Source organism: Pseudomonas sp. SWRI81 (assembly GCF_014268545.1).
Taxonomy (GTDB): domain Bacteria; phylum Pseudomonadota; class Gammaproteobacteria; order Pseudomonadales; family Pseudomonadaceae; genus Aquipseudomonas; species Aquipseudomonas hamedanensis.
The window spans coordinates 1-11,945 of record NZ_JABWQS010000035.1; the positions used below are offsets into that span (position 1 = coordinate 1).

Annotated in this window: 11 protein-coding genes; 3 read left to right on the forward strand and 8 right to left on the reverse strand. The window is 58.4% G+C overall.

All coding sequences use genetic code 11. The features are described 5' to 3' along the window. Window positions 1-118 precede the first annotated feature (118 nt). Entirely contained in the window at window positions 119-805 is a 687-nt protein-coding gene (gene inhA / locus HU765_RS19700) for an isonitrile hydratase (protein WP_186622426.1), read from the reverse strand. An 89-nt stretch (window positions 806-894) separates the two neighbouring features. On the opposite strand from inhA, the gene HU765_RS19705 reads away from it, so the two are divergent. Further along, entirely contained in the window at window positions 895-1,878 is a 984-nt protein-coding gene (locus HU765_RS19705; RefSeq protein ID WP_186622427.1) for a GlxA family transcriptional regulator, read from the forward strand. Window positions 1,879-1,950: 72 nt separating this feature from the next. Here HU765_RS19705 and HU765_RS19710 read toward each other — a convergent pair whose 3' ends face one another. The 6 genes from HU765_RS19710 to HU765_RS19735 form a co-directional block, all read right to left on the reverse strand. Continuing rightward, the gene (locus HU765_RS19710) at window positions 1,951-2,907 is read right to left on the reverse strand and encodes a putative phage abortive infection protein (RefSeq protein WP_186622428.1); all 957 of its coding nucleotides are present in this window, start codon (window positions 2,905-2,907) and stop codon (window positions 1,951-1,953) included. Between the two features lie 50 nt (window positions 2,908-2,957). After that, window positions 2,958-3,683 (reverse strand): abortive infection system antitoxin AbiGi family protein, encoded by a 726-nt coding sequence (locus HU765_RS19715; protein WP_186622429.1) that lies wholly within the window; start codon window positions 3,681-3,683, stop codon window positions 2,958-2,960. A gap of 36 nt (window positions 3,684-3,719) precedes the next feature. After that, the gene (locus HU765_RS19720) at window positions 3,720-4,109 is read right to left on the reverse strand and encodes a hypothetical protein (RefSeq protein ID WP_186622430.1); all 390 of its coding nucleotides are present in this window, start codon (window positions 4,107-4,109) and stop codon (window positions 3,720-3,722) included. A 393-nt stretch (window positions 4,110-4,502) separates the two neighbouring features. Then, a complete protein-coding gene (locus tag HU765_RS19725) occupies window positions 4,503-6,329 on the reverse strand; it encodes a glycoside hydrolase family 15 protein (protein WP_186622431.1) in 1,827 nt (608 codons plus the stop codon). Then, window positions 6,322-7,122, reverse strand: coding sequence for an SDR family oxidoreductase (locus HU765_RS19730; protein WP_186622433.1), 801 nt, complete (start codon window positions 7,120-7,122; stop codon window positions 6,322-6,324). The genes HU765_RS19725 and HU765_RS19730 overlap by 8 nt, the downstream gene beginning before the upstream one ends. A gap of 127 nt (window positions 7,123-7,249) precedes the next feature. After that, window positions 7,250-8,254, reverse strand: coding sequence for a Camphene synthase (locus tag HU765_RS19735; RefSeq protein WP_186622434.1), 1,005 nt, complete (start codon window positions 8,252-8,254; stop codon window positions 7,250-7,252). Between the two features lie 264 nt (window positions 8,255-8,518). Here HU765_RS19735 and HU765_RS19740 point away from each other — a divergent pair, with 264 nt between their 5' ends. After that, window positions 8,519-9,691: an MFS transporter gene (locus HU765_RS19740; RefSeq protein ID WP_186622435.1), complete on the forward strand. Its 1,173-nt coding sequence runs from the start codon at window positions 8,519-8,521 to the stop codon at window positions 9,689-9,691. A 106-nt stretch (window positions 9,692-9,797) separates the two neighbouring features. Here HU765_RS19740 and HU765_RS19745 read toward each other — a convergent pair whose 3' ends face one another. Then, window positions 9,798-10,931 (reverse strand): cupin-like domain-containing protein, encoded by a 1,134-nt coding sequence (locus HU765_RS19745; RefSeq protein ID WP_186622436.1) that lies wholly within the window; start codon window positions 10,929-10,931, stop codon window positions 9,798-9,800. Between the two features lie 130 nt (window positions 10,932-11,061). On the opposite strand from HU765_RS19745, the gene HU765_RS19750 reads away from it, so the two are divergent. After that, window positions 11,062-11,796 (forward strand): alpha/beta fold hydrolase, encoded by a 735-nt coding sequence (locus HU765_RS19750; protein WP_346727549.1) that lies wholly within the window; start codon window positions 11,062-11,064, stop codon window positions 11,794-11,796. Window positions 11,797-11,945: the final 149 nt, after the last annotated feature.

The window sequence follows — 11,945 nt, forward strand, 5'->3', positions numbered from 1 at the left end:
TGCTCGCGAAAGCGGTGTGTCAGTCGGCATAACTGTATCTGTGACACCGCATTCGCGAGCAAGCCCGCTCCCACATGGTGGATCATTATTTCAATCAGGATTCGGTGGGCGTTCGAGATCAGCGCAGGTTGAGCCTGGCAGCCGCGCGCTCGGTAATCTCCGTGCGCAACTTCAACGAAGGCGCCGCACGCAAGCGCGCCTCATCGACAATCGCACTCGGCGCGGCCTCGGGGCTACCCGAATTGAACGGCGGTGCCGGCGCATATTCCAGCTGCAATTGCACCAGCTGCGCCGTGTCGGCATCGACCAGTTCTGCCGCCAGCACCAGAGCGAAATCGATCCCGGCGGTAATCCCGCCACCGGTAAACAGATTGCCGTCGCGAACCACCCGATCCTTCACCGCAATCGCCCCCAGCGTCGGCAGCAGATCGTGATACGCCCAGTGCGTGGTCGCGCGTTTGCCCTTCAGCAGGCCGGCCGCGCCAAGCACCAGCGAGCCGGTGCACACCGAAGTCACATAACGGGCCTGTGCGGCCTGGCGTTTGATGAAGTTCAGCGTTTGTTCATCCTCCATCAGCGGCCCGACACCGCCACCGCCGGGCACGCAGATCACGTCCAGGCAAGGGCAGTCTTCAAACGTTGTCGTCGGTTTGAGCAGCAGGCCGGTGCTGGCGGTGACCGGCATCAGGTCTTTCCAGACCAGATGCACCTGCACCCCCGGCAGCGAAGCGAGCACATCGTACGGGCCGGTCAGGTCGAGTTGCTGGACCTGCGGAAACAACAGGAAACCGATCTGCAACGTCATGGTGTTTTTCTCCATTAAGGGGGTGGACGGCTTGACTGTAGGCGCGTAGGTTCTGGCGCATACGCCAATCACCCCACGAATTACGCCAAATGCCCAAAGCCATTCACGTCCTCGCGTTCGCCAACATGCAGATCCTCGATGTCACCGGGCCATTGCAAGTGTTCGCTTCGGCCAACGATCTTGCCCGTCAGCGCGGCTTGCCGACGCCTTATGCGCCAAGCGTGATTGCCAGCGAGGGCGGGGCGGTGATGTCGTCGGCGGGTCTGGCGGTGCTGGCCGAACCGCTGCCGCAGGCGCCCAGCGACACGCTGATCATCGCCGGTGGCTGGGGCATTTATCCTGCGGCTGAAGATGCGCAACTGGTCGATTGGGTGCGCGAACATGCCGCTGGCTGCCGCCGCGTGGCCTCGGTGTGCACGGGGGCCTTTCTGCTGGCGGCCAGTGGCTGGCTCGACGGCCGCCGCGTGGTAACGCACTGGACGCGTTGCGAACAACTGGCGCAGCAACATCCCAGGCTGCGCGTCGAAGCCAATCCGATTTTCATCAATGACGGCCCGGTGTGGACCTCGGCCGGGGTCACGGCCGGTATCGATCTGGCGCTGGCGATGGTCGAAGAGGACCTCGGTCGCGACATCGCCCTGGACGTCGCCCGGCACTTGGTGGTGTTCCTCAAACGACCCGGTGGGCAGTCACAGTTCAGCGTCACGCTGTCACTGCAAAATCAAGGCAACCGCTTCGATGAACTGCACGCCTGGATCGCCGAGAACCTCATGTGCGACCTCGGCATTCCCACGCTGGCCGAACAGGCCGGCATGAGCGAACGCAGCTTCATCCGCCACTACCGCGCCGACACCGGTCAGACCCCGGCCCGGGCCATCGAATTGATCCGGGTGGAAACGGCGCGGCGTTTGCTCAGCGATACCGGCCTGCCGGTCAAACGCATCGCAGCTAATTGCGGGTTTGGCAGTGAAGAAACACTGCGGCGCAATTTTCTCCGTGCTATTGGCGTCACGCCACAGGCCTATCGCGAGCGGTTTTCGGTTAGCGCTGCAACAGATCCTGTATGGCGTTGAGGGTTTTTAAAATGATTACCAAGTCAAATAGTTATTCATGTATATGAGAGTTGAAAGGGTGGCTCTATGTGATCATCGGGAAATGTTGGTTTTTGATCTGGCTATTTCCCATTCAAAGTAAGTTGGCGGAAAATCATGCGTTATATCCAATTCTTCATGGCAGTCAAAAAAGTCTTTCGGTATGTTTTTGACTAGGCTGTATTTAACTATGTATTTCTCGTTCCACCAACTGCCGCCAATTGGCGAGTAGCTGTTTAAAAGTAAAAGTGCCTGTTCGTGGGTTGTTAGTTGGGCGCGAATGGTTTTAATGTATTCATATTTGTCTATTGATATCGTTTGTTTGTCCACGTAGCTGATGGACTGGTATAGGTGTCGATAATAATGCCCTAGGCGCGATTGGTGTCCTTCAAACGGGACATAGGTTAGCTTTCTTTGTTTTTGTATTTTGCTTTTGGTGTACGGATTGTCTAGTGTTCTGATGATCTGGGATATTAAATCATCGTTGAAGCCTATGAGTGCCTCCTTTAAAACTCTTGTGGAGTTAGGTCCGGTTCCAAGTAATAAACAATAATAACTAATGTGTATTAGCTGTTTCTGATTTAGCGATGAGTTGCTATTGACAGTAGCTTCTTTTACGATTTTTAAAATTTCTCTAAGCTCGCGGATGAGCGCAACGAAAATTTTTCTTCCTTTTAATCCTTGGACTTCTAGTTCTGAAACGTTATCGCGATGCATTTTTATTAATTCAAAATGTTTGGTTTCAAAATTCTGTAAGGACGAAGAGCTTCGCTGGCTTCTTAAAGTTGCGAATAAGAGGACTGTGCTCATTAGCGCGAAGAACGTCCCTATAAACCCACCTACGAAGTCGCCAAACTGCCCTGCAAGCGTCGGATCAAGCTTGTTACCTCGATAGCTGTCTGCGAAAAAAGTCGACAATATGCACACAGTGCCAACGGCAAAAATGGCTAGCTCAAACCAATACTGTACGACCCAACACGGTCGTTTTTTTCGTTTTTTTTGTATTGTCAACTCAGAATTCCTTAACTTTTTGCTATTGCTTAAAGCAAGTGGCGAGCTTTTTAAATGTCTGAATATATGGTTTCTATGGAAAGTATTCTTGTAATTAGTAATTTTATGTCGTTATGAGGGTAGTGGCCTAGATTCGTGTTTATGAAGTCAACAAGTGCGGGAATTTCATAGTCGTTTTTGACAAATATGTATCGAATGTCTTGGGGGGCGATTTGAAGGCGCTGGTGTTCTAGTTTTTTATTTGCGATTTCTCTGTTTTCTATTGGTTCGTCCTCAAAGATTATATCTGCATCTGAAGCAATGAATCTCCATTCGTTTTCTTGGTAGAAGTCTTTTTCCACGATATCTCCCCCTATGTTCATTTTCCCAGAAATAGGTTTTATTAGTGTAATCAGCTCGTAGATATAGTCTGAATTTTTATCGTTTTTTTCTTTTTTATCTGGTTGCCCATCATAATTCTGGCTAAATAAATAGTCTGCGACCCGGATTGCTGCTGAACCTTGTGGAGCGTAGATTACCGGGGTCAGTTTGTTAGTTAGTCCCCATTTTTTTGTAAGACCGATTCCATATTGCCCATAAAAGTTTGTGTGTTCGGAGATTCTTGAAATGGGGATGTCGCAGAAGCATATCATTGGATAAGCGATAAAGTTTCTGTCAACCTCTAGCCAGCGGCTATCTTCAAGGCAGTAGCGAGGAAGAAGTCCATTAGTAAGTATGCTCTTGAGGAATTCAATGTTCTTGGTGAAATGAAAAAGATTGTCTGATTTAGGTTTCATTAGGTTCTCTTGTCTTAGAAGAACTGCACGCTGGGTTTACTCTGCAACTTCCGCCACCTGATTGAAATACTTGGTCCGATCCGGGGTAAACGTCACTTTCATCTTCGTCCGCGAGCATGTCAGCGAACGTTCCTCAGCCAAGTCAATATCCAGATCCTCACCACGTAAACCCTGCCACTGCGCCAGATATTTCAGCGAGCCGTATTTCTCGTTTTTCTTCAGGCTGCGACTGACGCCACCTTTCCAGCCGAGCACCGGCAATTCGCCTGCAAGGCATCGCTGAGCCAGATCGGGAAAGCGCTCGGCACGCTGGCGGCCGATTTCCCAGCATTTGATCAGGCCCTTATCGGCGGCTTCCCAGAGCTGGGTGCGGGTCAGCCCGGTGCGAAGAGGGGAGTCGATGCTGCGCTGGACGTGGTGAGGCATTCCGGTTCCTTGAATTCGGGGGTGGTTGGACAGCTCCGCTGTGCCCGTTGCGTTGGATGGTAGGTGCGGATGTAACCGCTGGCAACAGGGTATTTCCGGGTGTGACTGCAAGTTGCAGGGGGAGGATAGTCCAAGGGATGTTGAGGCGGTGTAATCCCCATGAGACGCGTGTTTTGTGGCGAGGGAGCTTGCTCCCGCTCGGCTGCGCAGCAGGCGCAAAGCCAGGCAATGCGGTCCCTCTGGACGGATGGAGACGCAGGGTTTGGGGCCGCTTCGCGACCCAGCGGGAGCAAGCTCCCTCGCCACAAAGGAATTATTTTGCTGATGGCTGCGTAGGACTTGGCCTGGTAAAGCACAGTTTTGTGGAATATGTCCTACAGACGGTGGCGAGATTTACGGCTGCCAGGAACTCTTTTCCCCACTCAACTTGCGATCCAGAAAACTCGCCGCACTGATCAACGCCAGATGCGTCAGCGCTTGCGGCGTGTTGCCCAAATGCCGGCCATGGCTGTCGAACTCTTCGGCATACAGCCCCAGCGGATTGGCATACCGCAGCAACTGTTCAAACTCCAGATGCGCTTTTTCCACTTGCCCGGCGCGGGCCAGGCATTCGACGTACCAGAACGAGCATGCGGCGAATGCGCCTTCGGTGCCGCTGAGGCCATCGATATTGCCGTCGTCGTTGCGGTAGCGATAAACCATGCCGTCGCGCACCAGACTTTTTTCGATCGCTGCGAGCGTCGACAGCCAGCGCGGGTCCTTGGCACTGACGAAACGCACCAGCGGCATCAACAGCATCGAGCCATCCAGCGCGGTGCCACCCTTGTACTGGACGAAATGTCCCCGCTCTTCATTCCAGAAGTTGTCCCAGATGTCGGCATAAATCGCTTGCCGGGTCTGATCCCAACGGGCGAACGGTGCCGGCAGCGAGCGTTTCGAGGCCAGACGGATGGCGCGATCCAGGGCCACCCAGCACATCAAGCGTGAGTGCAGAAAGTGATGCTGCTCGCCGCGCATTTCCCAGATACCGACATCCTCGGTCTGCCAGGTCTCACAGACCTGATTGACCACTTCGCAGACGTGCTTCCAGCCTTCATGGGAAATCGCGTCGCCGTATTTGTTGACCAGATAAACCGCGTCCATCAGCTCGCCAAAAATGTCGAGCTGGATCTGCTCGTAAGCACCGTTGCCGATACGCACCGGTTGCGCGCCGCCGTGGCCGGACAGGTGCGTCAGTTCGGTCTCCGGCAGCTCCTGGCGGCCGTCGATGGCGTAGAGAATGTTCAACTTCATCGGTTTGCCGCAGCAATCGCTGACCCGTCCACGCAGCCATTGCATGTAGTGGTTGGCTTCATCGACAAAACCCAAACGCATGAACGCATACACTGTGAACGAAGCATCGCGGATCCACGTGTAGCGGTAATCCCAGTTGCGTTCGCCGCCAGGAGTTTCCGGCAGACCGAAGGTGGCGGCGGCGAGGATCGCGCCGTGCTTGCGCGAGGTCAGCAGTTTCAGGGCCAGGGCCGAGCGGTTGACCATTTCTCGCCAGCGTCCGCGGTAGTTGGACTGGCCGATCCAGCCGCGCCAGAACAGCAAGGTGCGCTGTAGGCACAGTTCAGCGGCCCCTGCGGCGAAGCGCGGGTCGTCGCTGGCGCCGAGCATGAACACGGCAGTTTCATTTTGCTTGAGGGTGAACTGCGCCACCGCCGCGTTGGCGTCGAGCGTTAACCGCTGATCCGAGGCCAGGCGCAGTGACGGCTGGCCGGCGGCGCTGAACGTCACGTCCTTATCGTCCCACTGCGCCTGAGTATCGGCGCGGCCGTAATCATGGCGCACCGCGCAGAGCAGGTGGAACGTCGCCGAGCCGCTGACTACACGCACGCGGCGCATCAGCAGCGGCAGGGCGTCTTCGTGGTCGCCGATGGGCAACAGATCGGTGACCTCGACCACCGCTTGTTCACTCAACCAGCGAGTCTGCAAGACGTTGGTGTCGGGCAGATAAATCTGCTCGCGCCGGGCGCCGGGCAAGTCCGGTGCGAGCTGGAAAATCCCTGCCTCAGGCGTGTCCAGCAACGAACAGAAAATCGACGGGCTGTCGAACTCCGGCCAGCAGAAAAAATCCACACTGCCCCTGTCGTTGACCAGCGCCGCACTGCGCATGTCGCCAATGATGCCGTGGGCATCGATGGCGCTTTGGCGTTCCGGATGATGATCAGCCATTGCCGCGAAACCCCGGATAGAGGCTCATGCCGCCGTCGATAAATAACGTGGTGCCGACAATGTAATCGGACAGATCACTGGCAAGGAACACCACCGCGTTGGCAACATCCTCGACGTCGCCGATGCGCCCGTAGGGAATCAGTTCGAGAAGTTTTTTGCCTGCCTCGCCTGCGGTGGCTTCAGCGTTGATCGCGGTGCGAATCGCCCCCGGGGCAATGCTGTTGATGCGGATGCGCTGGTGACTGACCTCCTGGGCCAGGCTCTGCATCAATTGATCGACGCCACCCTTGGACGCCGCATAGTTGACGTGCCCGGCCCAGGGAATGCGCTGGTGCACCGAACTCATGTGAATGATCTTGCCGGCGGCCCGGGACACGCCTTCGCGCACGCCCTGACGCTGGAAAATCCGCAACGCCGCGCGGGCGCAGAGAAACTGCCCGGTGAGGTTGACGCCGATCACCGTATTCCAGTCGTCGAGCGTCATGTCCACGGCTGCGGCGTCTTTCTGCAGGCCGGAGTTGGCCACCAGAATGTCCAGCGAGCCAAAGGCGTCGACGGTCTCGGCAAACAGCCGCTCGACTTCGTCTTCTTTCGAGACATCGGCACCGATGGCGAGCGCTTTGCCGCCCTCGGCGTTGATTTTCGCAGCCAGTTCTTCAGCGGGTCTGGCGCTGCTGTTGTAGTTGATGACGACGGCGGCACCGGCAGCGGCCAGTGCCTGGGCGGCGGCGTGGCCGATGCCGGAGCTGGCGCCGGTGATAACAGCCACCTGGCGGGCGAGGGAGATGTGCATAGATGTCAGCGCCTGAGCGTGGATTTAACTAGCTGACTGGTGTGCGCAGGCGAGAGTTCAGCAAAGGGCGCAGGAAAATCACTCTGCTGTCGTCATCTTCATGGCGATCCGGGGTTCAACAGAGCGCTCAGATCCGGTAGCGGGCGCTGTGTTTGTGCCATTCCCAATTGCCTGCGATCCACGCAGTCAGGCCCGTCAGATAACGTTTGAGCAAGGGTGTGGCATCGCTGAGCAACTGCCGCTCCAGCGCCACGTATTGCTGCATCACGGCATCATGAATATCCGCCGCTTTATCGATGGCGTCCTGTAACGAACAGTTATGCCTGGCCGCCAACAAGTAAGGAAGCTTGAAGTCGCCCGTTTCCTTGAGGTGTTCCTTGTAGGCGGAATACAGGTCATTGACCAGGGTGGTGGCCAGGGAAGCGAGTGCGCTGATGCGGTGGACGTCCGGCCTGGCATACAGGTTGGCTGGCACCTCATAGCCATCAATGGCATCGATCAGTACCTGGCAGGGCCAGAAACTGTTGACTTGCCGGCTCGCCAGATATTCGGCAATGGTCGGCTGGGTGCCGTAGATACGCCACGGACCCTCCGCCGCCATGGTAACGAACATGGCGATAGTGATTTGGCGCACGCGGGCTACCTGCGACGGCGTGCAAAAGTGCGCCACTCGCGCCATGTAGGCCAGCAGTCCTCTGATCACCGGATCTGCCCTTTGCTGTTGCAACAGTTCGCCGTCGAAGGGGGCGGGCAAATACGCCGGGTCAATGGCGGTAATCGCGAACGACAGTTTCTCGGCCACTTTTTCGGGACTGCCACCGAGTGACGGGTCGTCGCAATAATGGTCATCCACTGCAAACAGCGCGGCGAAACATTGGGCGGCGAGGAGCAGCCTGTCCGGATCGTCCGTGTCGGCGTGACACAACATGGCATAGCGGCCGAAATCGCTGGCACGCAATTTTTCATGCTTGCCGGCGAAGATTCCCACGGTCGGTATCCAGGCCATCAAGCGCTCGTTGACCTCTCGGCCCAACGCTTCATCCACGCGTGTCGGTGGCGGGCAAAAAAGACTGCGCACGACGAATGGAGGCGTCGCGCTGCGTGGTGGCGCGGTTGTTTGCGGCGGCTTCATGGCGAAATTCCTGCTGGCGTAGAACTGCCTCCATCAAAGCGCGCTGTAGGGAAAAGCACACCTGTCAGGTCTGACAGGTGCATAGGCATTTTCGACGAGTGGTCAGGGGCAGCGGGCAGGCAGCCCTGTCGTGTGGCCAAGCCATTGCAGCGCAAGCAAGCTATGACCACGGTTCTCCCGGTGCTTCACATTCCACTAACAATTCGCCGCTTCCACGCGCTTGAACGCTATGGCAAGTTGGCTGCCCTTGATGAGGCAGTCCCCATGGCAAACCCGTACCGCGAACTGTTCACCGCCCCCGGCGCCCGTGCGTTTGTGCTGGCCGGGATGATTGCGCGCATGCCGATTTCCATGACCGGCATCGGCGTGATCACCATGCTCGCGCAATTGACCGGCGGCTATGCGCTGGCCGGCGCGGTGGCGGCGACGTTTGCCCTGGCAACGGCATTTTGCGCGCCGCAGGTGTCGCGGCTGGTTGATCGCTACGGACAGGGGCGGGTTCTGCCGATAGCGGCTCTGACGGGGGGCGGCGGGTTATTGATGCTGCTGTTGTGCACGCGAATGCAGGCGCCGAACTGGACATTGTTTGTCTGCGCCGCGCTGGCCGGCTGCATGCCGAGCATGTCGGCGATGGTGCGGGCGCGCTGGACTGAGATCTACCGTGGCCAGCCGCAATTGCAGACGGCCTATGCGCTGGAGTCGGTGCTCGACGAGGTCTGCTTTATCGTCGGGCCGCCGCTGTCGGTGGGTTTGTCCGTCGCGGTGTTTCCCGAGGCCGGGCCGTTGGCGGCGTTGTTGGCGCTGGCGATCGGCGTGACGGTGTTCGTCGCCCAACGCAGCACCGAGCCGCCGGTGCATCCGCATGAGTCTGAGCATCAGCGCTCGATCATTCGTTCGACGGATGTCCAGTGGCTGCTGGCCTTGATGCTCGCCATGGGCGTCATCGTCGGGGTGATCGATGTGGTCAGCGTCGCTTTCGCCCAGCAGCAGGGCCAGCCAGCGGCGGCGAGCATTGTCTTGTCGGTCTACGCCATCGGCTCGTGCCTGGCCGGCATCGCCTTCGGCGCAATGCGCTCGAAGCTGCCGTTGCCGCGACTGTTTCTCTATGGCGGTGTGGCGACCGCAGTGACCACGTTACCGCTGCTGTGGGCGAGCAATATTGTCGGCTTGTCGCTGGCGGTGTTCGTGGCCGGGCTGTTTTTTTCGCCGACGCTGATCGTGGCGATGGCCCTGATCGAACGCATCGTGCCGCCGGCCAAACTGACCGAGGGCCTGACCTGGCTGGTGACGGGGTTGAGTATTGGCGTGGCGATCGGCGCCGCCGGATCGGGCGCGCTGGTGGATGCGTTTGGCGCGCGCAGCGGGTTCTGGCTGGCGATTGCGGCGGGGGCGGTGGTGTTGGTTTCAGCGTTTCAAAGTTTCCGCCACTTGAAATGAAATTCCATTGTGGGAGGGGGCTTGCTCCCGAAGGCGGTGGGTCAGATGGTGATGTGCTGACTGACCCACCGCTTCGCGAGCAGGCTCACTCCTACAGGGGATCGGGTTACCAGCCCCGGCCGGAGTTGACCCAGAAGTTGACCGATAACGACGTCGACACCGATTCCACCTGATGGAACCAGCCCTCCGGCAAGAACAGCAGATCCCCAGCCTCCAGCGTCACCCGCAAAAACGTCACCTCGCGCGCCGCCGGGAAGCGTTCATAGTCCGGCGCGTCCGGGTTGAAGTCGCAGCCGTCCAGGCCACCCTGTGGTGCCGTCGACCATGTACCGAGTGCCGCGCGGTGATGCGGGGCGGCGAGGGTGAATTTCTTCTGGCCCCAGACCTGCGCGAACAGGTTGTCGGTGTCATCGCGATGCAACGGCGTCAGCGTGCCTTTGGGGCCGATCCAGATGCGCGGCGGGATGAACAGCGAGGAGTCGAAGTAGGGCGGGTACTGGATCTGTTCCAACAACTGCGCCGGCAAAATGTTGTTGCCCATGTATGCCGGCGGCTCGCCGTCTGGGCCTTTGACGGCCGGGCTGTCCAGCGAGGCGATGAATTCGGCCATCGACGTGGAGCGAAAATCACGCTCGGTGGAAAAGGTCTTTTTCACGTAGTCGCCGTGGCGGGTGATGCCTTGCAATTGGGCAAAATGCACCAGCGATTCTTCGCGGCTGAGCTTGAACAGTGGCCAGTCGTGCAGGGCATTGCTGATGACCACCGGAACGCCGTTGGGCAGGTAATCGCGCTTGAACTGCTCGACCGACAGTTCGCTGCGCGCAATGCGTTCGACCACGGTCTGCACCGGCAGGCGCGCGGTCAGTCGTTCGCTGACTCGCGGCGGTGTCGGGTAGCGCTTGTTCATGTCGACCTTTTCCACGGTGGCGGCACCGCTGCGCGCATGGTCGATGATCTGCGGCAGCATCGTTGCCAGGCCCATGTTGCCGCCAATCTTCAGGCGCCCGCTGGCGAACAGCTCCTCGACGTTGGCGGTGCCGGCCATGATGCCCATGAAATCTTTTTCCGCCACTTCGATGGTCACGTCCGGGCTTGCATGACGTCCGGCTTCGGTGCGTGTGGTCTGGCGAATTTCCGACCAGAAGGCCTGATGCGGGGCAAACACGAATTGAAAGACCCCTTCAATCCCGACGGCGCTGGCATTGGCGAACAGTAAACTCAGAATCGTCTGCAGGTCCACGGCGATGCCTCTTGTTGGTTTTGGCGTGAACAGGAGACGTGCCATGTGGGGGGAAATTTACCGCGCTGGTTAACTTTCAGCCGCGCTCGTGCGTTCTGTTAGCAATATGGTTTTTTTGGAGGTGAGCGCGGTGACTCAGTTGACACTGCTGTGCCTGCCGTATTCGGGGGCCAGTGCCATGGTGTACAGCCGCTGGCGGCGCAAGCTGCCCGAGTGGCTGAAGTTACAGCCTGTGGAATTACCGGGGCGCGGCATGCGTTTCGATGAAGCGTTGCAGACCGACATGCCGGCGCTGGTGCAGCAATTGGCCCGTGAGCTGCGCGGTTCGCTGCAAGCGCCTTATGCCCTGTTCGGTCACAGTCTGGGGGCGCTGCTCGCCATTGAACTGGCGCACGCCTTGCGCGCCCTGGGTTGTCCGCCGCCGGTGGCGCTGTTTGCCTCGGGCACCGCCGCTCCGAGTCTGCGCGACGAATACGATCGTGACCTGGCGCGCCCCAAAACCGATGCCGAGTTGCTGGAGCAATTACGCTCGCTGCAGGGCACCAGCGCCGAGGCCCTGGAAAACCAGGAATTGATGAGCCTGACCCTGCCGATCCTGCGTGCCGACTTCCTGTTGTGCGGCAGCCATCGCCCGGTCGAGCGGCCACGGCTCGATTGCCCGGTCCACGTGCTCGGCGGCAGCACCGACCGTGCGACCACCGAACAGTTGATCGGCTGGAGCCGGGAGACCTCCGGCAGTTTCTCCGTGGACATGTTTGCTGGCGGGCACTTTTTCATCCATGAACACGAAGCCAAAGTGCTGCGCCTGATAAAGGGGCATCTGGACGTTCATCATCGGCGGCTGGGTGCGCTGGCTGCTGTGTAATCACTCCGAAATCGGCTCGAAACCTGTAGGAGTGAGCCTGCTCGCGATAGCGGTGTATCAGTCAAATCATCATTGTCTGGAATACCGCTACCGCGAGCAGGCTCACGCCTACAGGGGTTTTTCATATCCGCAAGCCTGCGCTTTGCCCC